General features: G+C 45.0%; 18 protein-coding genes, 1 tRNA gene and 3 pseudogenes. 11 read left to right on the top strand and 11 right to left on the bottom strand.

All coding sequences use genetic code 11. The annotated features are described in order from the left end of the window. Window positions 1-446: 446 nt before the first annotated feature. Window positions 447-1,631, top strand: coding sequence for a 5-demethoxyubiquinol-8 5-hydroxylase UbiM (gene ubiM, locus GJV52_RS07705; RefSeq protein WP_100564479.1), 1,185 nt, complete (start codon window positions 447-449; stop codon window positions 1,629-1,631). Window positions 1,632-1,777: 146 nt separating this feature from the next. Here the strand turns inward: ubiM and GJV52_RS13260 are convergent. The 3 genes and pseudogenes from GJV52_RS13260 to tnpA (GJV52_RS07690) form a co-directional block, all read right to left on the bottom strand. After that, window positions 1,778-2,226: pseudogene (locus GJV52_RS13260) on the bottom strand (pilin). Window positions 2,227-2,324: 98 nt separating this feature from the next. After that, complete coding sequence (locus GJV52_RS07695; RefSeq protein ID WP_100564486.1) at window positions 2,325-2,768, bottom strand: pilin; 444 nt, start codon at window positions 2,766-2,768, stop codon at window positions 2,325-2,327. Between the two features lie 330 nt (window positions 2,769-3,098). After that, on the bottom strand, window positions 3,099-3,515 hold the full coding sequence (tnpA, locus tag GJV52_RS07690; RefSeq protein ID WP_095503171.1) for an IS200/IS605 family transposase: 417 nt from the start codon (window positions 3,513-3,515) through the stop codon (window positions 3,099-3,101). Between the two features lie 44 nt (window positions 3,516-3,559). Here tnpA (GJV52_RS07690) and GJV52_RS07685 point away from each other — a divergent pair, with 44 nt between their 5' ends. Beyond that, window positions 3,560-4,702 (top strand): RNA-guided endonuclease InsQ/TnpB family protein, encoded by a 1,143-nt coding sequence (locus GJV52_RS07685; RefSeq protein ID WP_095503172.1) that lies wholly within the window; start codon window positions 3,560-3,562, stop codon window positions 4,700-4,702. Window positions 4,703-5,259: 557 nt separating this feature from the next. On the opposite strand, the gene GJV52_RS07680 is transcribed toward GJV52_RS07685, so the two are convergent. From GJV52_RS07680 to GJV52_RS07670, 4 genes and pseudogenes are all read right to left on the bottom strand, one after another. After that, a complete protein-coding gene (locus GJV52_RS07680) occupies window positions 5,260-6,051 on the bottom strand; it encodes a fimb protein (RefSeq protein ID WP_100564634.1) in 792 nt (263 codons plus the stop codon). A gap of 181 nt (window positions 6,052-6,232) precedes the next feature. Beyond that, window positions 6,233-6,308 (bottom strand) — tRNA-Asn (locus tag GJV52_RS07675). A gap of 79 nt (window positions 6,309-6,387) precedes the next feature. Next, window positions 6,388-6,507: pseudogene (locus GJV52_RS13570) on the bottom strand (roadblock/LC7 domain-containing protein); the annotation flags it as partial. A 156-nt stretch (window positions 6,508-6,663) separates the two neighbouring features. Next, complete coding sequence (locus GJV52_RS07670) at window positions 6,664-7,806, bottom strand: RNA-guided endonuclease InsQ/TnpB family protein (RefSeq protein ID WP_095503172.1); 1,143 nt, start codon at window positions 7,804-7,806, stop codon at window positions 6,664-6,666. Between the two features lie 44 nt (window positions 7,807-7,850). On the opposite strand from GJV52_RS07670, the gene tnpA (GJV52_RS07665) reads away from it, so the two are divergent. Further along, window positions 7,851-8,267, top strand: coding sequence for an IS200/IS605 family transposase (gene tnpA / locus GJV52_RS07665; protein WP_095503171.1), 417 nt, complete (start codon window positions 7,851-7,853; stop codon window positions 8,265-8,267). An 85-nt stretch (window positions 8,268-8,352) separates the two neighbouring features. Here tnpA (GJV52_RS07665) and GJV52_RS07660 read toward each other — a convergent pair. From GJV52_RS07660 to rlmD, 3 genes and pseudogenes are all read right to left on the bottom strand, one after another. After that, window positions 8,353-8,901: pseudogene (locus GJV52_RS07660) on the bottom strand (response regulator); the annotation flags it as partial. An 18-nt stretch (window positions 8,902-8,919) separates the two neighbouring features. Beyond that, complete coding sequence (locus tag GJV52_RS07655; RefSeq protein WP_100563120.1) at window positions 8,920-10,380, bottom strand: 23S rRNA methyltransferase; 1,461 nt, start codon at window positions 10,378-10,380, stop codon at window positions 8,920-8,922. A gap of 166 nt (window positions 10,381-10,546) precedes the next feature. Continuing rightward, window positions 10,547-11,878, bottom strand: a complete 1,332-nt coding sequence (gene rlmD / locus GJV52_RS07650) for a 23S rRNA (uracil(1939)-C(5))-methyltransferase RlmD (protein WP_097784581.1) — start codon at window positions 11,876-11,878, stop codon at window positions 10,547-10,549. A 149-nt stretch (window positions 11,879-12,027) separates the two neighbouring features. Between rlmD and GJV52_RS07645 the strand changes: the two genes are divergently transcribed. Next, window positions 12,028-13,065, top strand: a complete 1,038-nt coding sequence (locus GJV52_RS07645) for a L,D-transpeptidase (protein ID WP_095502103.1) — start codon at window positions 12,028-12,030, stop codon at window positions 13,063-13,065. Between the two features lie 332 nt (window positions 13,066-13,397). After that, a complete protein-coding gene (gene argC, locus GJV52_RS07640) occupies window positions 13,398-14,441 on the top strand; it encodes an N-acetyl-gamma-glutamyl-phosphate reductase (protein ID WP_095502102.1) in 1,044 nt (347 codons plus the stop codon). A gap of 111 nt (window positions 14,442-14,552) precedes the next feature. Here the strand turns inward: argC and GJV52_RS07635 are convergent, their stop codons facing one another. Next, on the bottom strand, window positions 14,553-14,828 hold the full coding sequence (locus GJV52_RS07635) for a hypothetical protein (protein ID WP_095502101.1): 276 nt from the start codon (window positions 14,826-14,828) through the stop codon (window positions 14,553-14,555). Window positions 14,829-15,138: 310 nt separating this feature from the next. On the opposite strand from GJV52_RS07635, the gene GJV52_RS07630 reads away from it, so the two are divergent. The 6 genes from GJV52_RS07630 to tyrS all read left to right on the top strand — a co-directional run bounded on the left by GJV52_RS07630 (window position 15,139) and on the right by tyrS (window position 21,677). Continuing rightward, window positions 15,139-15,825, top strand: a complete 687-nt coding sequence (locus GJV52_RS07630; protein ID WP_095502100.1) for a S24 family peptidase — start codon at window positions 15,139-15,141, stop codon at window positions 15,823-15,825. Window positions 15,826-15,926: 101 nt separating this feature from the next. Beyond that, window positions 15,927-16,265 carry an iron-sulfur cluster insertion protein ErpA gene (gene erpA, locus GJV52_RS07625; RefSeq protein WP_095502099.1) on the top strand — a complete coding sequence of 113 codons (339 nt, stop codon included), beginning with the start codon at window positions 15,927-15,929 and terminating at the stop codon, window positions 16,263-16,265. Window positions 16,266-16,692: 427 nt separating this feature from the next. After that, a complete protein-coding gene (locus GJV52_RS07620; protein WP_100563118.1) occupies window positions 16,693-17,367 on the top strand; it encodes a hypothetical protein in 675 nt (224 codons plus the stop codon). A 144-nt stretch (window positions 17,368-17,511) separates the two neighbouring features. Next, entirely contained in the window at window positions 17,512-19,023 is a 1,512-nt protein-coding gene (gene ubiB, locus GJV52_RS07615) for a ubiquinone biosynthesis regulatory protein kinase UbiB (protein WP_100563116.1), read from the top strand. Window positions 19,024-19,215: 192 nt separating this feature from the next. Beyond that, the gene (ychF, locus tag GJV52_RS07610) at window positions 19,216-20,307 is read left to right on the top strand and encodes a redox-regulated ATPase YchF (RefSeq protein WP_100563114.1); all 1,092 of its coding nucleotides are present in this window, start codon (window positions 19,216-19,218) and stop codon (window positions 20,305-20,307) included. A 71-nt stretch (window positions 20,308-20,378) separates the two neighbouring features. After that, the gene (tyrS, locus tag GJV52_RS07605; RefSeq protein ID WP_100563112.1) at window positions 20,379-21,677 is read left to right on the top strand and encodes a tyrosine--tRNA ligase; all 1,299 of its coding nucleotides are present in this window, start codon (window positions 20,379-20,381) and stop codon (window positions 21,675-21,677) included. The last annotated feature ends 24 nt before the right edge of the window (window positions 21,678-21,701 follow it).

Genomic DNA, 21,701 nt, shown 5'->3' with positions numbered 1-21,701 from the left:
CCGCTTCTTACTCAGAAGCGGTTTTTTCTTATCTTTAATTTCCTACTTCCGCCGCGTTAATTTATATTAACCCTCTGAGACCTTTGAAAAACCCTAGATTTGAGTACAGTTCAAAGTTGTAGCAGCGAAGAAAGCGAAGACATATCACAAAGATAGGCAAGCTTTCGAGCAGCGCACAACGAAGAAATGTGCCAAAGATAGGGATTTTGCAAAGGTCTCCAGCTTTCTTACTCAGCAAGTATTCCTGCCCCTACCTTGATAATCCACACTTGATATACATTAAAGCCCACGTAAAAACTTGCATACCGAATGAATCTTTGCTTTATTCTATAAGCAATTTTGCTATAATTTATCAATTATTCTGGATTACCCCTCAACTGCCAAAACACAGTACACTTAAGGCCGTCTGAAAATAATCCACAGCCATTACAATAAAGGATACCTCCATGAGCTTACACAGCGATATTCTTGTCGTCGGCGCAGGCCCGGCCGGCCTCAGCTTTGCCGCAGAACTGGCAGGCAGCGGTTTAAAAGTAACCCTTATCGAACGCAGCCCACTGGCCGTGTTGCAAAATCCGCCATACGACGGCCGAGAAATCGCGCTCACCCACCTTTCCCGTGAAATCATGCAACGCTTAGGCATGTGGGAGCGTATTCCGGCAGACGAAATCTACCCATTACGCGATGCTAAAGTATTAAACGGCCAATCCGATTACCAACTGCACTTCCCACAGCCCACCCAAGCACGCGGCGAACCGGCAGACTGCTTAGGCTACTTGGTTTCCAACCACAACATCCGCAAAGCCGCGTATGAAGTGGTCGCCACACTCGACAACGTCACTATTCTGACCGAAACCAACGTCAAAGACGTCAAAGTATCCGATCAAGAAGCGCAGGTCATCCTTGAAAACGGCGACACCCTGACCGCACGCCTGCTTTTGGCCGCCGACAGCCGCTTCTCACAAACCCGCCGCCAATTGGGCATTTCATCTGATATGCACGATTACAGCCGCACCATGTTTGTCGGCCGTATGAAACATACCCTTTCCAACGACCACACCGCCTATGAATGCTTCCACTACGGCCGTACCATTGCCCTGCTACCGCTGGAAGAACACATCACCAACACCGTTATCACCGTTGATGCCGACAAAACCGACTCCATCAAAGCCTTAAGCAATGAAGAATTGGCCGCGATGGTCAAAGCCCAATTAAAAGGCCGCTTGGGCGATATGGAAGTAGTCAGCACATTCCACAACTATCCGCTGGTCGGCATGATTGCCCAACGTTTCTACGGCAAACGCAGCGCCCTCATCGGCGATGCTGCCGTTGGCATGCACCCCGTCACCGCGCACGGTTTTAACTTAGGCTTATCCAGCGCCGATATTTTGGCCAAACTCATTTTAGAAGCCGAACAACGCGGCCAAGACATCGGTTCAAGCACCCTGCTGGAAAAATACAACAGCAAGCACATGCTGCACGCCCACCCGATTTACCACGGCACCAATATGCTGTTGAAACTCTTCACCAACGAAACCGCCCCAGCCAAAATACTACGCGGCTTGGTGTTGCGCGCCAGCAATAATTTTCCACCGATTAAGAAACTGATTACCAAGCAGTTGACTGGTTAGGAAATTAAATAATAGTAAAAGGCCGTCTAAAAATTCAGACGGCCTTTTACTAAAGCAAAAATATTTTCTCTAAAAAATAAAACGGGATAAAAATAAAGAGCCATTAAACAAAAAAAATCTTTTAGGTTTAACCAAACTAAATCTGGTTACTCTTTACAAGATACTGGCAAGAAATAAGGATCCATAGTACCACTACATCCCCAAATAGTATTGCCTTTTTCATTTTTTCCTGTATTTTTTGCAAAACTCGGGATTAAATAAACCTCTGTATTTTGAATAGGTGTAGCAGCAGCTGTACCAATCTTTGCAACAATCGTCCCATTTTCTTCAACTCGCACTACCTTAACATAATGCCCGGCATCTGCTTTTTCTGAAACAGTAACAGAAATGGGTAAACTCCCCTTATCTGCAAAAGCTTCTTCAATCTCAGATTTCATACTTGCTGCCAACATAATCCCTTCAGCCACTTGCGCACGAGCGACATAATTTTGATAAGCAGGTAAAGCAATCACAGCTAAATACCGATAATAGCAATCACAATCATCAGCTCAAGCAGAGTAAAGCCTTTTTGCTGCAACGCCCTAATTAACCCCATTTTCATTAAATTCAATCCTAAGAATATTTATTTTTCTTATTTATCATATCAAATTATTAAAAAAGCGGAGAAAAATCCCCGCTTTTTTAGCATCATAATTAACGACAAGATGATGGCAAGAATTTAGCTGGTAAACCATCTTTAGCACCTGATTTACAAGTCCAAGAAAATGAACCAGCTTCTTGCTTAGGCACTAAGATAACTGTCTTCCCTTTAACATCTTTATTTACACCAGCAGATTTCATAGTTGCAGTAATAACACCATCTTTGCCTTCTACTGTTACTTTTGCAGTATATTTACCAGTAATAGCAGTAGCATCTGCAATACCAGCATCTTCATTTTTAGTAGGCCATTTACCTTTATCAGCATAATATTCTACTACTGCAGATTTTTGACCTTCCATCAAGCCAATAGCTTCAGAAACTTGGGCACGACCAGTATAGTCTTGGTATGCTGGCAGAGCGATTACGGCCAAAATACCGATAATTGCGATTACGATCATCAACTCGATCAGGGTGAAACCTTTTTGGATTGCTTTCATTTCATTAACTCCAGTTAAAAATTTGTGAATAATAGGTTGTGTATTATATTTTAAAAATCCGTAATGCGCTTGGCACTTTCGTTTACTGCGTATGAGTAAAACCATAAAGAAGAAGGAATATACAGCTTCCGACTCAGTATCCGTTGCGCTTCAACTTTGCCGGACATTTTATATCAAGCAACAGACGTGCCAATTTTTAAGAAATCTTAAAAATTTCTCACATTTTATTAAAAGTTATTGTTTTATCAGGCTGCGCCGTAAAACTTCGCCGTTCACGGCGGAGATATAAGGCGCGGACTGCGTAGCAGTCCTAAAACCGTTGATATTCAGTTAATCAGGCGTTTTCTGCTGTTCAATATACTGCCGAATAATCGTAATCGGCGCACCACCACAGCTACCTGCAAAATAAGACGGCGACCACAACGCACCGCCCCATAATTTTTGTTTGATGCTTGGATAATTTTTCTGTCTAATCATGCGGCTAGATACACCTTTCAAGCTGTTCACCAGTTTTGAAATAGACACTTTGGGCGGATAGTTCACAAGTAAATGAACATGGTCATCTTCGCCGTCAAATTCCACCAGTTGCGCTTCAAAATCGGTGCAGACGCTCTCAAAAATACCGCGCATATCGTCCAAAATTTCTTTTGTGAACACTTTTCGGCGATATTTTGCGACAAATACCAAATGTACATGAAGATTAAAAACAACGTGCCGACCACGTCTTAAATCAGTTTCTTTTTCCATAGACCAAGTGTAAAATTGCTAAAAATTCCATTATCCATGAAATCATGTTAATACTCAAAACATTCAAATTTGAACTGATGCCAAACGGCGAGCAAATCCGCAAAATGAAACAATTTTGCGGTTGTTCGCGTTTCGTATTCAATCGTGCTTTGGCGTATCAAAACGAACAATATCAACAAGATAATTCGTTCAAATTTAGCTACACCAAAATCGCAAATTTGCTGCCTGAATGGAAACGAGAATTAGACTGGCTAAAAGACTGCCACAGCCAAGTTTTGCAGCAAAGTTTGAAAGACTTGGAAAGCGCATTCAAAAACTTCTTTGCCAAACGCGCAGATTTCCCCAAATTCAAACGCAAAGGCGAAAAAGACAGTTTCCGCTTTCCGCAAGGCTGTAAATTGGAGCAGCAAAATAATCGTATCTATTTGCCCAAAATCGGTTGGGTGCGCTATCGCAACAGCCGACACGTTTCAGGCAGCCTGAAAAACGTAACCGTATCGCAAAAATGCGGTAAATGGTTTGTATCTATGCAAACCGAAACCGAGCAGGAAATCGCGCAGCCAAACGGTGGCGAAACTGGGATTGATATGGGTGTTGCCAAATTTGCAACATTGTCCAATGGTCAGTTTTTTGAGCCAATCAACGCATTCAAAACGTTGAAAGGCAAACTAGCAAAACTGCAAAAACAGTTCAAACACAAAACCAAATTCAGCAAAAACTGGCAGAAACTGAAAGCAAAAATCAGCCGTTTGCACCACAAAATCAGCAATATCCGTAAAAACTACCTGCACCAAATCAGCAGCGCAATCAGCCAAAACCACGCGATTGTGTATGTGGAAGATTTGCAGGTGGCGAATATGTCCAAATCCGCTAAAGGCAACGCCGTGCAGCATGGAAAAAACGTTGCTGCCAAATCAAGCTTAAACCGTGCGATTTTAGACCAGTCTTGGTTTGAGTTTCGCCGTCAGTTGGACTATAAGCTGTTGTGGCGCGGTGGGCATTTGGTGGCTGTTCCGCCACAAAATACCAGTCGTTGTTGCCCAGCTTGCGGACATACTGCCAAAGATAACCGTCAAACACAGGCAAACTTTGAATGTGTGCAATGTGGCTATCAAAACAATGCGGATATTGTGGGTGCAATCAATGTGTTAAAGCGCGGTCAAGAGATTTTGGCAGCGCAAAAGTAAAATGAAGTTTCAGGGCAGGACGTGCCCGTAGCGTCTGTGAAGTGAACCGTGCAGTAAGGCGGTCAGCAGCAGAAACCCACCGAAGCGATTTGTGAATGGCTCAATGCCGTTCACAAATCGCCGTAGGAATTCCCTCCCTTCAGGGAGGGAAGGACGTCAAATAATAATTATACATTTTTAAATTTCAGACGGCCTAAAATATCCGTGCTTAAAGCTGAGTTGAAAAATTTCAATATGACATTTTTTGTCAGTTTTCATGGATATTCGTCATATTTATCTTTGCCAATTTGTGCATGTGCCGTTTTTTGTCACTTTCCAACCAACATTAATAATATATTAAATATTAAGATGGACGGTTATAATCATAATCCGAGATAAACGCGATATGACAATAAATATTGAATTTTATACCACTGTTTTTAATATGTTTATTTATAGGCAAAAAACAATTAAGCCAAAATTAGGCGTTTACGCTAACTTTGGCTTAGTAAAGAATTTATTTAGTTAAATATTGAATAAATATTTAATATGACTATAGAATAATATATTTGCATAAATTAATGGCTAACGATAAAGCCGTCTATAGGTGCATAGGCCACAAAATCTGCATGTTGGTCAAGCAAAACAATCCAATCTTTATTAAAACTACTGGTAAAAGGTAAGTAATAAAGCTGCTCATTAGATTTTACTGAAGCAGTCGAAAGAATTTCTGCTTCACTTAAGCCTCGCGCTTGCGCCAATACCGATAAAGGTTTCATTTTGGCGCGAATTTTGGCACGCTCTTGCTCATTATCCTCAAGCCACCAATTCGGTCTCATGCTTGGCTCAATCCCTTGCAAAGACATGGATAAACTTTGATTGGCCTCTTCCAAATTCACAGGTTCACGCAAACCCACGCGCTTTACGCCAAACCATGATAATTGCTGCAAACCTTCCGGCGCATTGGATAGTTGCTCATAATCAATTTCAGCAGCGGTAACCACCATGATTCTGTCTTGCTCAAATGCAGCGATTACCGGACGCGCTTGAGACACGCTGTAAAGCCCATACAATAATGCTGCCAATTGGATCGCACCAATTAAACTAAAATCTATTATGCGTTCTTTCGTGGATTTCTTGGGACTGGCCAATACCAAGGTTAATAATGGACCGCATATCACATCAACCATCACAACTAATTTATATAACGCCAAACCTCCGGTTAACTCCGCATAGGGGTGCGGATACCAGATTTTAAAAACCAATAGCGCTGCAGCACCTGCGACAAAAAGGCTGATTAATAAGTGCCAAGCTGCACTTTTAAGCGCAAATTTAAATCGGGATGTCGGGGGAGTTGTGTCGGTTATCATTGAATATAATGTGTTTTAAGTGAGTGTTGTTTTATCAAAATTGGAAAATTATTTTCAGACGGCATATTATCTATTTCGTTGCTTATTTTCAACTGATGCATGAATACCTGATATCCTACTGCACCAATACACAAAATTTATTCATAAAAAAAGACCACCTATACGGTGGTCTTTTTAAATTTGGCTCCCCGACCTGGGCTCGAACCAGGGACCTGCGGATTAACAGTCCGTCGCTCTACCGACTGAGCTATCAGGGAATAAGAAATAGATTATATTTAATCATATAAAATCTGTCAACAGTTTATTTTAATCTTTTAGATAACCCAATGTTTTAAATTATAAAATTTCAGAAATGTGCTTAGCTGCACGTTTAGCGTCCAGCAGAATCAAACCTAATTTGCCGCTTTCTTTGGCCATTAAAGCCAATACAGCATTATCACCGGCTTGGCTCATTGACGTCCTTCCCTCCCTGAAGGGAGGGAATTCCTACGGCGATTTGTGAACGGCATTGAGCCATTCACAAATCGCTTCGGTGGGTTTCTGCTGCTGACCGCCTTACTGCACGGTTCACTTCACAGACGCTACGGGCACGTCCTGCCCTGAAACTTCATTTTACTTTTGCGCTGCCAAAATCTCTTGACCGCGCTTTAACACATTGATTGCACCCACAATATCCGCATTGTTTTGATAGCCACATTGCACACATTCAAAGTTTGCCTGTGTTTGACGGTTATCTTTGGCAGTATGTCCGCAAGCTGGGCAACAACGACTGGTATTTTGTGGCGGAACAGCCACCAAATGCCCACCGCGCCACAACAGCTTATAGTCCAACTGACGGCGAAACTCAAACCAAGACTGGTCTAAAATCGCACGGTTTAAGCTTGATTTGGCAGCAACGTTTTTTCCATGCTGCACGGCGTTGCCTTTAGCGGATTTGGACATATTCGCCACCTGCAAATCTTCCACATACACAATCGCGTGGTTTTGGCTGATTGCGCTGCTGATTTGGTGCAGGTAGTTTTTACGGATATTGCTGATTTTGTGGTGCAAACGGCTGATTTTTGCTTTCAGTTTCTGCCAGTTTTTGCTGAATTTGGTTTTGTGTTTGAACTGTTTTTGCAGTTTTGCTAGTTTGCCTTTCAACGTTTTGAATGCGTTGATTGGCTCAAAAAACTGACCATTGGACAATGTTGCAAATTTGGCAACACCCATATCAATCCCAGTTTCGCCACCGTTTGGCTGCGCGATTTCCTGCTCGGTTTCGGTTTGCATAGATACAAACCATTTACCGCATTTTTGCGATACGGTTACGTTTTTCAGGCTGCCTGAAACGTGTCGGCTGTTGCGATAGCGCACCCAACCGATTTTGGGCAAATAGATACGATTATTTTGCTGCTCCAATTTACAGCCTTGCGGAAAGCGGAAACTGTCTTTTTCGCCTTTGCGTTTGAATTTGGGGAAATCTGCGCGTTTGGCAAAGAAGTTTTTGAATGCGCTTTCCAAGTCTTTCAAACTTTGCTGCAAAACTTGGCTGTGGCAGTCTTTTAGCCAGTCTAATTCTCGTTTCCATTCAGGCAGCAAATTTGCGATTTTGGTGTAGCTAAATTTGAACGAATTATCTTGTTGATATTGTTCGTTTTGATACGCCAAAGCACGATTGAATACGAAACGCGAACAACCGCAAAATTGTTTCATTTTGCGGATTTGCTCGCCGTTTGGCATCAGTTCAAATTTGAATGTTTTGAGTATTAACATGATTTCATGGATAATGGAATTTTTAGCAATTTTACACTTGGTCTATGGAAAAAGAAACTGATTTAAGACGTGGTCGGCACGTTGTTTTTAATCTTCATGTACATTTGGTATTTGTCGCAAAATATCGCCGAAAAGTGTTCACAAAAGAAATTTTGGACGATATGCGCGGTATTTTTGAGAGCGTCTGCACCGATTTTGAAGCGCAACTGGTGGAATTTGACGGCGAAGATGACCATGTTCATTTACTTGTGAACTATCCGCCCAAAGTGTCTATTTCAAAACTGGTGAACAGCTTGAAAGGTGTATCTAGCCGCATGATTAGACAGAAAAATTATCCAAGCATCAAACAAAAATTATGGGGCGGTGCGTTGTGGTCGCCGTCTTATTTTGCAGGTAGCTGTGGTGGTGCGCCGATTACGATTATTCGGCAGTATATTGAACAGCAGAAAACGCCTGATTAACTGAATATCAACGGTTTTAGGACTGCTACGCAGTCCGCGCCTTATATCTCCGCCGTGAACGGCGAAGTTTTACGGCGCAGCCTGATAAAACACGCTGAATGTTGGGGAACACGATCAATACCGGTTTGCCTTGATGCAAAACGGCAATATCTTGATGACCTTGGCTGGCAAATTTCAACGCGCCCAGCAAACCTTTTTGCGGATTGAAACGGCGAATGGTTGCTTTGCGCGTACCATCGGCTTGAATTTGCCCTGCTTCTTGACTGGAGGTTACGCCGTCTGAAACGGTAAAAATCTGTCCGCCTTGTGCCAAGCTGCGCAAGATAGGGAATAAGGTGTCAAATTTGATTGGTTTCGGCAGATAAGGTGTGGTAACGGTCGGTTCTGATGAAGAGAACATGGCTACCGGTGTTTCAGGATAGGCTGCTGTTGCTGCCTTCCATGCTTCCATCCCTTGTTGTGAGTCGGTATCCACCAAAATCAAATCCGGTTTATCGGCTGATTCAGGCGTGACAATTTCGTAATTCGTCGTATTGTGCATTTTAAAAGCCATACGGAATACGGCCTCTTGCTGCTCACCCACTTCTTGCAGCATGATCCGTATGGTTTTAATCTTAGGTAACAGATTGTCCATTATTGGTACTCTCTTGGGTTATTTTATTTTATTAGAATGTTGGTTGACACGTTGCAACAAGCGGCTCATGGCCAAAACGACTTCTTCCGGCAAGCTTACGGCGCGTTCGCGCAATAAACGTAAGAATTGTTCCAAACGCGCCCAATCTTCAGCACGCTCATAAAGATCAAACAACATAACGTAAAGCTGTGATTCTTGCGGATATTGCAATACAGCCTGCTCCAAGGTACCAATCGCTTGATCCAGCTGACCATACATCAGCAAAGATTCCACTTCTTTCAATGCCTCGTCGGCAGGTGAATTATTTGCGCTGATGATAGAAGAATCTTTTTGTACCAAGTCGCGGTATTTGGCTTTCATTTGCAAGGCAGTTGGTTGCAAATAACCACGTGATAAGCCGATTTCGAGCACTTGCTGCTCGCTCGGGCTGCGTTCCAAATCATCGAAAAGCTCATGGTAGCCTAAGCTGTAGCCCCAGCCCAACATACGCTCTTTAACTTGGCGACCATACTGACCCAAAGAGTAATAAAGCTTCCACAAGTGCTTGGCAAACTGACCGACTTCTTCGTTTTGATAATCCAGTTTCAAGGCATCAATAATCAGGCTTGCAGGTTTGGCAGAGTGATGAATCGCGCGGTTGTACTGCTCTACCGCCGTTTCATAATTCACTTTATCTTTCAGAATCTTGGCACTTTGCTCCGGTTTCACAAAGCCGATGACTGCGCTCAACTCTTCAGGGGTAATATCGCTGAATTCTTTTTTACCCAAAACAATTGGCGCACGTTTAGAAAAGCCATTAGCAGCTTGTGGATTGGCAGAATCGATGGTAAGAACAGGATTGGTGACGATATTTTCATCCAGACCGTTGTTTTCACCGATTTGACGAGCCACTTCCTGCATGTTCCAGCCCAGTTTGCTCTCTGCCAAAACGCGCAGACGCAAATGGGTAGGCTCAGCCATCAGACCCAGCTTCACATATTCAGCCAAACTGTCTTCAGGCAAAGCAGAACCGTGATTTTCTAAGGTTTCGGCTAATTTATCGATATTACCAACACGCAGATTTAAGCCGACCAATTCATGAACTAATTTTTCAGGTGCGCCACCAGGTAAGCCATTGAGATAGCTGGCAAGAGATTCGGCTGCTTTGCTTTCATAGCCGAATTGCTTATAAACTTGATATTCGGTTAATGGATCGACTTCCTGAGCGGATACGGAAGCCGTAGATGTGCCGCTGCCGCCTTCTGTGCCCCACTCCCAATCTTGGTTGTCGGTATTGGAAACAGATTGATTGACTTTATCCATCCAATCTGCACCATCAGAAGCTTCGTCAGCCTGATTTTGATGATTATTTTGTCTTGATGCTTTAGCCGCTTTGCTCGGTTTTTTTGCCGTCGCACCGCCTTGTTTATAGCGCACGAACAACAAGACCAGCAACAAAAGCGCCAGCAAGATGATTAAAAGCGAATAATTCAAGAACACCTCCCGATGATGCACGAATGCGCATCACGCTGCCAATGTATTAATATGTTCGACACTCATTTATTTATGCTATCGAATCATGTAATCCCCTAGATTAATTATGATAGCATGACTCCCCAGATAATTACATTAAAAACCATTTTACAGACGGCCTTATTCTGTCGGCTCACCGCTCAAACACACCGATGGATTCGACATGGGCGGTTTGCGGAAACATGTTCATCACGCCGGCAGACTTAAAAACATAGCCTTTCTCAATTAAAACAGCAGCATCGCGCGCAAATGTCGCAGGGTTGCACGACACATAAACAATGCGTTTGGGCAGATAAGGCGAATGTAGCGATTTGACGACAGCATAAGCACCACTACGCGGCGGATCAAGCAACATCTTATCGAATTGCCCCCATGACGCCACCGTCGCTTCATCTGTTTCAAATAGATCGGCCACCTGAAATTCAAGCTGATCTGCACAGCCATTTGCGATGGCATTTTGTTGCGCACGATTAACCAAATAATCTGCACCTTCAATGCCAACCACAGTTGCGCCACATTTTGCCATAGGTAAACTGAAGTTGCCCAATCCGCAGAACAAATCGGCAATTCTTTCGCCTGAACGGATATTCAGTAGCTGGATAGCGCGATGAATCATCAGTGCATTTAAGTCGGCATTGATTTGCGTAAAGTCACCCGGCCGATAAGGCATAGTCAGATTATATTCAGATAAATCATACGACAAATCAATATGATGGCTTGGGTAAAAAGCCTTGGCCGATTCTTTTCCGCATTGCAGCCACAACTGCCAAGTTTTGTTTTGCTGTTTTAAAGATGCATCAAACCATTCTCTTAATTGGCGCTCTGTTTTTTCAGACGGCCTTTTGAAAAAACACAGATTCAACACGGTTAGTTTTTTACTGCGGTGAAACTCGACAAATTTGATTCCTGCGCCCGAATCCACTAATTTTTGCAGCAAGATTTTCACCGAAGGAATCTGCGCCGAAATATGCAGCGGCAACACTTCACAAGACTCAATATCGACCACATCATGGCTGCGCTTGGCCTGAAACCCGAGTTTGACTTCACCCGAAGCATCAATAGCAACACTCAATCTGGCTCGATCACGGTAATGCCAAGGTGTGGCATAAATCGGCGGCAAGATTTGCTCTGGGAACACTTTGCCGATACGCGCCAATTGCTCTTCCAAAATTCGCTGCTTTAATGCCACCTGCGCATTCGACTCAATATACTGCAGCACGCAACCACCACATGTATCGAAATAGCGACACTTTGGTTTAACCCGTTCATCCGATGGCTTTAAGACAGATTCTACTTCCGCTTCATCAAATTGTTTTTTAGATTTGGTTACACGGTAGCTAACGGTTTCAGACGGCATGGCACCTTTGATAAAAACCGTTTTTCCGTCTGCCCGCGCTACCCCACGTCCTTCGTAATCCAAAGAAAAAACGTCCGCCACATTCTTCACATGCCCACCTTTGACCATCTATTCATCATTACTCAAATATTCATCTTAAATAACCGTTTACCGGTTATTACTTACCGAAAAGGCATATTTTCGCACAGTTACCATTATATTAAGGTATGATTTACCAAAATCATCTTTTAACCCCTTGTTAAAATACAGACAAATACATGAAAAAAATCAGCTTAAGTTTATTTGCACTGACACTGACCACCACCGCATTTGCCAACACGCCGCTGCCTGATGTTGCACCGGCAACCGAAGGCCAACACGTTTTCATCAATATTCCGCAACAGCGCCTGTTTTTGTACACCAACGGCAAGCTGACGAAAGCTTACCCTGTTGCCGTCGGTAAAGCCATGACCCAAACCAATTTGGGCGAACATAAAATCGGCGTTAAAGCCTTTAATCCGACATGGCACATTCCCAAATCGATTCAAAAAGAGCGTGGCGACAATGTGAAAACCATTCCGCCGGGTCCGAAAAATCCTTTAGGCCCAGTATTCGTTCGCCTTGGCGACCCAAAATTGGGCTTAGGCATTCATGGCACCAATGCGCCATCTAGCGTACCCGGTGTGCGCAGCCACGGCTGTGTGCGCATGAAATCGCCTGATGCCTTGGAATTTGCCAAAACCATTTCCACTGGCTCCCCAGCCCACGTGATTTACCAAATGGCGACTTTAAATGAAGATGCCAATAAAAACTTATGGCTCGCCGCTTACCGCGACCCATACAATAAGAAAAATCTCGATACTGCTGCATTGAAAAAGAGCATTGCGGCATGGGCAAAAGCACACGGCAAAAACATCAACACCAAGCGTGTTGAAGCGATTTTGAAAAACCGCACCGGCCAAGCCAACTGTTTAACTTGTGCCAAGGGCGTGAAGCTCAAAGGCCCATTAAAATCTTTGGCTTGGACAGCCGGCTCATCTGCTTACAGCAAACCAAAAGCCATGCCAAAACCGGCTCCGGTTAAAGATGATGTATTACCTTCAGGCTCGGAAATCGAAATCGATGCCGGTGATGATACTGCAAAACCAGTTGTCCCGACGCCGGCAACACCACAACCGACTCAATCGGTTGCACCAAGCAATGCAGCGGCTTCTGAGGTTAATCTGCCTACTCCGGCATCAAGCTATGTTCCTGCACCAGCTTATCCGACACAGGAAATTCCGGCTGATGCCGAGCCGACCGAATTGCTGTTTTAATGTCTAACTAAACATTCAGGCCGTTTGAAAAAGAAACTTTGGTTTCGCTTTTTTCAGACGGCCTGAAACCTTTGTAAAACTCCAGATTTGAGTGCAGTTCGAAGTAAGCAAACACAGAAAGCGCAGACATATCACAAAGATAGGCAAGCTTTCGAGCAGCGCATAACGAAGAAATGCGCCAAAAATGGGGATTTTGCAAAGGTCTCAGCCTTTTCTTATTTAATATACTAATAAGTGATTCGGCCAATAATTTATGGCCGACCACCCTTTTCAGACGGCCTGCCAAGCCTTAAACTACCCCACTATCGAATTTGCCCTTATTGGAGATACAGATGAACGCCAAAATCAAAGTCGGCATTGTCGGCGCAACAGGTTATACCGGTGTTGAATTATTACGCTTGCTGACCACCCACCCCAATGTTGAAGTCACCGCCGTCACCAGCCGCGGCGAAGCCGGCATTGCGATTGCCGATTACTTCCCAAGCCTGCGCGGTATTTATGATTTGGTTTTCCAAACACCCGATGAAGCCGGTCTTGATCAGTGCGATGTGGTCTTTTTCGCCACACCCAACGGCGTCGCCATGAAAGAAGCTCCGGAATTACTGGCCAAAGGTGTGCGCATTGTCGATTTATCGGCCGACTTCCGCATTCAAGACATTCCGACATGGGAACAATGGTACGGCATGGCACACGCTTGCCCCGATATTGTGCCGCAAGCCGTTTATGGTTTATGTGAAATGAACCGTGATGCCATTGCCAAAGCGCAAATCGTAGCCAATCCGGGCTGCTACCCGACCTGTGTATCGCTGCCCTTGTTACCATTATTACAACAAGGCCATCTGAAAACCAATATGCCGCTGATTGCCGACTGTAAATCCGGCGTATCCGGCGCCGGCCGCAAAGGCAATGTCGGTTCATTATTGTGCGAAGCCGGCGATAATTTTAAAGCTTACGGCATCGGCGGCCACCGCCACTTACCCGAAATCAAGCAAACCATCAGCAGCCTGCAAGCCGATGTAGCGGAAGGTTTCGTATTCGTGCCACACTTAACCCCAATGATTCGCGGCATGCACGCCACCGTTTACCTGCATTTGGAAGACAACGTCAATCCATACGAAATCTTGAGCGAATTCTACCAAGACAGCCCTTTTGTGGATGTAATGAAACCGGGCACCACGCCTGAAACCCGCAGCGTACGCGGTGCCAACATTTGCCGCATCAGTGTACAGCAAGCACCGCAAAGCCAACTGTGGGTTGTGTTGTCGGTGATCGATAATTTGGTTAAAGGCGCTGCCGGACAAGCCGTTCAAAACATGAACATTATGTTTGGCTTTGACGAACGCTTAGGTTTACAAGCCGCACCGTTATTACCTTAATTTAAAATAATGTTTTGAAAATAAACTTGAGGCCGTCTGAAATGCTGCATATTTCAGACGGCCTCAAGCTTTACTGCGGGTTTCTACTGTATTTTTTCGATCTTAATCGATTTATTCGTAAACCACACCTGCTACGAATTCCTGCTCGTTGAGGCCGCCATATTGCTGCTCCCAATCATGCGATGCTTCAACAATGTCACACTCGCGCGCGAATTTACGCTGCTTGACATTCATGTTTTCCAAAACCAAATGGCTCAATTGCTCGCACTCTAATGCAGAGAGCGACATATTAGAAGACTGCGCTTCTGAATAGCTGACAGGAAACGCTACCAAGCCTAAAGCCAAAGCCATTACTGCCAACCAAGTATTTTTACGATAGCCTGTCATTTTGATTCCTTTAATTAAAGTACAAAAATAATCCCATTCTTTCGAAATCAATCAGATTAAGCTTATAAGCCCCTCTCCATACACTATACGCAAGGTATATAACAGAATAAATACAGAGATAAACTCAAAAATACAGCAAGGAACTTTAGTTAATCTTCACTTTCCGACATAGTACTAAGAAAAAATAAATGATGCAATACTTTTTCTTAGTTATGCTAATTTTTTTCTTACATTATTCCAAAAAATGAAGTAAAATATAAAGCAATTAATCAGTGTGTATCCAAAATCACACTTTCACCTAAGGAATATCATGGATACCTTTAAAGACAGACTGGCCTTTTTATGGAAAGGCGAAGCCAAGCAAGCAAAAATTGCAGCCGATATCGATATGACCATCGCGGGATTTAGCCGTATTTGGAATGAAGGCGGCCTACCGAAATCAGAAACCTTAAAAAAAATCAAACAATTAAAAGGGTGCAGCATTGATTGGCTGCTGACTGGTGAAGGTGAACCCTTCCCCGACCAAGTTGCACCTAACACCACGGCTTACGACACACTCGGCAATCCAGTGGATGTTGAAGAATTTGTCTTTGTACCGCGTTACGACATTCAAGCCGCTGCGGGACACGGCCAATTGGTGGGCGATGAAAAACCTGTCTTTACCATGGCGTTCCGCCGCTATTGGATTGAAAACTACGTCACCCGCGATACCAAAAATTTATCCGTGATTTCCGTTAAAGGCGATTCGATGGAAGGTGTGCTCAACGATGGTGATTCGATTTTGATTAACCATAGCGAAACCACACCGCGCGACGGACTGTATGTTTTACGCCTCAATGAAAATCTGTTGGTCAAACGTTTGCAGTTGATGCCTGGTGGCATTGTGAATGTCATTTCTGCCAACGAAGCCTACCCGACCTTTGAAATCGATTTAAACCACCTAGGAGACGACATCGCCATCATCGGGCGCGTGGAATGGTTTGGGCGCAATATCTAATTTTTATATGGGCTATTGAATTTTAAGTCATTGTCCCAACTTGCCTTACTGAGCGGATTGCGCGACAATACACATAACATTCATATAAAAGGAATCACATCATGTCAGATGAAAGCCCTATCCTCTTCACCGATAGCTGCTGCACCAAAGTGGCAGATCTTATCGCTGAAGAAAACAATCCCGAACTCAAACTGCGTGTTTTCGTGAACGGTGGCGGTTGCTCCGGCTTCCAATACGGCTTTACCTTCGATGAAATCAAGAACGATGACGATTTTGAAATCGAAAAAAACGGCCTGACTTTCTTGGTTGACCCAATGAGCTACCAATACTTAGTTGGTGCTGAAATCGACTACACCGAAAGCCTGCACGGCTCCCAATTCGTGATTCGCAATCCAAATGCCGAAACCACTTGCGGTTGCGGTTCGTCATTCTCAGTGTAATTGCTCATTCAGATAGATTGGATTTGCATCAAGATGGCCAATATTTCAGCCAATCACAAAGGTTGACATTAACTATCGCTTGAAACTTTTTCCGACAAAATGCCGTCTGAATGCTTCAGACGGCATTTTTATGGTATCTTGTTCAAATATGTATCCGTTTTGTGCAATTTATGATATATATAAAATAATTGACTAATATATTATCCATTATTGAACAATTATACTAACTGAACAATAAGCGCTTATAAACCTGATTTTTTAGTTTTATTACACTAGGCTATTTTACCCCTAGAAATTACCCTTTATCCGTTGCAGAAGACATGCAACCCTATAACACTTATACTTTTAGAACAATAGAAAATCTCCTGATAAAGCACACACCAAAAACAACATAAGCTGTTTTATCAATTGTACAAATGGGATACCGATGAACCAAAAAGCTAAGCTTTACGACGTATACGTTTCTTATCCGCCCGATGTCGATCGCGAGCGGATTAATGCTTGTTTGTATGACAATCTACCGGAAAACGAAGCAGAGGATTTGGTGCAGGCATTGGCAGAGCGCCCGCAAGCCATTATTGCTGAAAACTGCACGCAAGAAGAGCGCGAAAATGCCCAACATTATTTCAATTACTTGGGCTTAGATGTCATCGTTCGCTATTCCTTAGAACTGGCGCCTAATTCCCTTAATCCTGATTCGGAAGAAGCGGCTCCCGCAGAAATCAGCCAATGTCCGGTGTGTCTGACCATTGTTGAAGATCCAACCGAACCCAATTGTGTGGTCTGCGATTTTCAGTTTTCCAGCGCCACCCCTCAAGTGGTTGACCGCAAGCGCATTGAATGGCAAGAAAAACTGGCCTTTGAGCACAAAAAGCAAACTGAAATCGCCCACAAGCTCAAACAAGAACGCGAACGCGAAGAGAAAATTCTGCGTAAACAGATTCGTGCGGAATTAGAAGAAAAATTGCTTGAAGAGTTAGGCAAAAATCCCGATTTAGTCGCCATTGCAGCCAAACGCAAAAATATCTTAATCGGTGTGGTCGCTTTTATTCTGATGATTATCTTAGTGGCAGCAGGTTATTTTTCCGCTAAATTGCTGTAAATTTTCTGACCAAAGGCCGTCTGAACCCATTCGTTTCAGACGGCCTTTTTGTTTGCCTCCCCATTTATGCTCAATAGAATGTTTTGGCTCAAGCCTTGCAATGATTTATAATTCGTCCATCTTCAGCGCAACCGAATGCCCACCATGAAATGGCTCAAACGCATTAAAACCATCTTCCGCACACTTTATCTTTACGGACTCTCTGATTTATTTATCAACCACATCCAGCAAGATTGGTTGCGCAACATCATCGGCAAACTGCCGCAATCTGCCGAATATCAAGACCAAACCCTGCCCGTACGTTTACGCTTGGCTCTGGAAAGTCTCGGCCCGATTTTCATCAAATTCGGCCAAGTTTTATCCACCCGCCCCGATTTGATTCCCTACGAATACGCGATTGAACTGGCGAAACTGCAAGACCGCGTCCCGCCGTTTGACGCGCAACTGTCACGCCGCCAAATCGAAAAAGCCTTAGGCCAATCGATTGAAACCCTGTATGCCGAGTTTGAAACCGAACCGGTCGCCAGTGCCTCGATTGCCCAAGTGCATAAAGCGCGTTTGCACAGTGGCGAAGCAGTGGCGGTGAAGGTATTGCGCCCGAATATCCTGCCGGTTATCGAACAGGATTTGGCACTGATGCGCTTAGGTGCCGGCTGGTTGGAACGCTTATTCGCAGACGGCAAACGCCTGAAGCCGCGCGAAGTCGTCGCTGAATTCGACAAATACCTGCATGACGAATTAGATTTAATGCGCGAAGCCGCCAATGCCAGCCAGCTTGGCCGCAACTTCGCCGGCAGCGACATGCTGATTATTCCCAAAGTATTTTACGATTATTGCAGCCGCGATGTATTGACCATCGAATGGATGGAAGGCACGCCGGTTTCTGACATCCCCGCGCTCAAAGCCAAAGGCATCGATCTAAAAAAACTGGCCGATTACGGCGTGGAAATTTTCTTCACGCAAGTATTCCGCGACGGTTTTTTCCATGCCGACATGCACCCGGGCAATATCTTGGTCGCCGACGACAACCGCTACATCGCGCTTGATTTCGGCATTGTCGGCAGCCTGACCGACTACGACAAACGCTATTTGGCGATTAATTTCCTCGCCTTTTTCAACCGCGATTACCACCGCGTCGCCACCGCCCACATCGAATCAGGCTGGGTGCCGGCCGATACGCGCGCGGAAGAACTCGAAGCCGCCGTGCGCAGCGTGTGCGAACCGATTTTCAACAAACCAATTTCGCAAATTTCATTCGGCTTGGTACTGATGCGCTTGTTTGAAGTGAGCCGCCGCTTTAATGTCGAAATCCAACCGCAACTGGTTTTGCTGCAAAAAACGCTGCTCAACATCGAAGGCTTAGGCCGCCAACTCGACCCTGATTTGGATTTGTGGGCGACCGCCAAGCCGTTTCTCACCAAATGGATGAACGAGCAAATCGGCCCGAAAGCCTTATTCAATAACCTGAAAAACGAAGCCCCCGACTGGACGCAAATCCTGCCGAGCCTGCCGCGCAAACTCAATGCGCTGGTCGATGAAAACCGCCAACAGGAAATGCGCGATGCGTACCTGCATTTGATTAAAGTGCAGCAACGGCAAAGCCTGTGGCTCGGTTTGATTGCCATTGCCCTGCTGCTGATTTTGATTTTTAAATAAGTGAAGGCCGTCTGAAAGAATCTGTTTTCAGACGGCCTAAATGATTTAGCCAAGATTTCATTTACACGATACATTATTCGAGGCCGTCTGAAAAGCAACACACCTTTTTCAGACGGCCTTGTCATCCAACCTTACAAACGAATTATGCTATAATTGCCCGTTTAAAATTTTTAGCAAATATCAGGAAAAAACATGAGCTTAAAATGCGGCATCGTCGGCCTGCCCAATGTCGGCAAATCCACCCTGTTCAACGCCTTAACCCAATCGGGCATTGAAGCGGCCAACTACCCTTTCTGCACCATCGAACCGAATGTCGGCATTGTCGAAGTGCCTGACCCACGCATGGCCGAATTGGCGAAAATCGTCAATCCGCAAAAAATGCAGCCTGCCATTGTGGAATTCGTCGATATCGCAGGTTTGGTGGCCGGTGCCAGCAAAGGCGAAGGCTTGGGCAACCAATTCTTGGCCAACATCCGCGAAACCGATGCCATCGTGAATGTGGTGCGCTGTTTTGATGATGAAAACATCGTCCACGTTGCCGGTAAAGTCGATCCGATTGCTGACATCGAAACCATCGGCACCGAATTGGCCTTGGCCGACTTAGCCAGCGTGGAGAAAGCGATTGTCCGCGAAGAAAAACGTGCCCGCAGCGGCGACAAAGATGCACAAAAATTAGTCGATTTGTGCAAAAAATTATTGCCGCATTTAGACGAAGGCAAGCCCGTACGCTCATTCGGCTTGGATGCCGAAGAATTGGCCATGTTGCGCTCATTATTCCTGCTCACTGCTAAACCGGCCATGTACGTCGGCAACGTGGCTGAAGACGGTTTTGAAAACAACCCGCATCTCGACCGCTTAAAAGAATTGGCTGCCAAAGAAAATGCACCGGTTGTGGCCGTATGCGCCGCCATGGAAAGCGAAATTGCCGAATTGGAAGACGATGAAAAAGCCGAATTCCTCGCCGAAATGGGCTTGGAAGAACCAGGCTTGAACCGCCTGATTCGCGCCGGCTATGACTTGCTCGGTCTGCAAACCTACTTCACCGCTGGCGTCAAAGAAGTGCGCGCATGGACCATTCACAAAGGCGACACCGCTCCACAAGCCGCCGGCGTGATTCATACCGATTTCGAACGCGGCTTCATCCGCGCCCAAGTGATTGCCTATGAAGACTTCGTGGCCTTAGGTGGCGAAGCCAAAGCCAAAGAAGCCGGCAAAATGCGCGTCGAAGGCAAGGAATATGTCGTGAAAGACGGCGATGTGATGCATTTCTTGTTTAATGTGTGATTTGATAAATGCTTGCAACATTCAGACGGCCTGAGTCAATAAAGGCCGTCTGAAAACATCATGGAACGAATATGAGCTTATTAAAAGACCTACAAGCGCGTGGTTTGATCGCGCAAACTACTGATATTGAAGCTTTGGAAGCTTTGTTAAACGAACAAAAAATCGCTTTATATTGCGGCTTTGACCCAACCGCCGACAGCTTACACATCGGCCATTTGTTGCCGGTATTGGCATTGCGCCGTTTCCAACAGGCCGGCCATACACCGATTGCGTTGGTCGGCGGTGCAACCGGTATGATTGGCGACCCAAGCTTTAAGGCTGTAGAGCGCAGCTTGAATTCTGCCGACACCGTAGCCGGTTGGGTGGACAGCATCCGCAATCAGTTGAAACCGTTTTTGAGCTTTGAAGGCGACAATGCCGCAGTAATGGCCAATAATGCCGATTGGTTCGGCCAAATGAACTGCTTGGATTTCCTGCGCGACATCGGTAAGCATTTTTCAGTCAATGCAATGTTGGCGAAAGAATCGGTGAAACAGCGTATCGACCGTGATGATGTGGGTATTTCGTTTACCGAATTTGCCTACACGCTGCTGCAAAGTTACGATTTTGCCGAGCTGAACCAACGCCATGGTGCATTGCTGCAAATCGGCGGTTCCGACCAATGGGGTAACATCACCAACGGCATCGACCTCACCCGCCGACTGCATCAAAACCAAGTATTCGGTTTGACCCTGCCGCTGGTGACCAAATCAGACGGCACCAAATTCGGCAAAACCGAAGGCGGCGCGGTATGGTTGAATGCGAAGAAAACATCGCCGTATCAATTCTACCAATTCTGGCTGAAAGTGGCCGATGCCGATGTGTATAAATTCCTGAAATTCTTTACGTTCTTGAGCATTGAAGAAATCGATGCCATTGAAGCCAAAGACCAAGCCAGCGGCACCAAGCCTGAAGCACAACGCATCTTGGCTGAAGAAATGACCCGCTTAATTCACGGTGAAGCAGCTTTGGAAGCGGCTCAACGCATTTCTGCCAGCTTGTTTGCCGAAGACCAAAGCAACCTGACCGAAGCCGACTTTGAGCAACTCGCCCTTGACGGCTTGCCTGCGTTTGAAGTATCCGGCAGCGTCAATGTGGTAGAAGCCTTGGTAACCAGCGGTTTGGCGCAATCAAACAAAGAAGCCCGCGGCTTTGTCAACAGCAAAGCAGTCGTGATTAATGGTGCCGCCGTGACCGAACCGAACAATCCGAACCATGCTGCAGAAAAACCGGACGATGCTTATTTACTGACCGATGAACACAAGCGTTTTGGTAAATACACTATTCTGCGCCGTGGTAAACGCAACCATGCTTTATTGGTGTGGAAATAAACGGATTTAGATTTCTAATCTACT

Source organism: Neisseria brasiliensis, assembly GCF_009671065.1.
Classification (GTDB): domain Bacteria; phylum Pseudomonadota; class Gammaproteobacteria; order Burkholderiales; family Neisseriaceae; genus Neisseria; species Neisseria brasiliensis.
The sequence above is the reverse complement of the archived record's forward strand: the minus strand, read 5'-3'. Positions and strand labels throughout refer to the sequence as shown.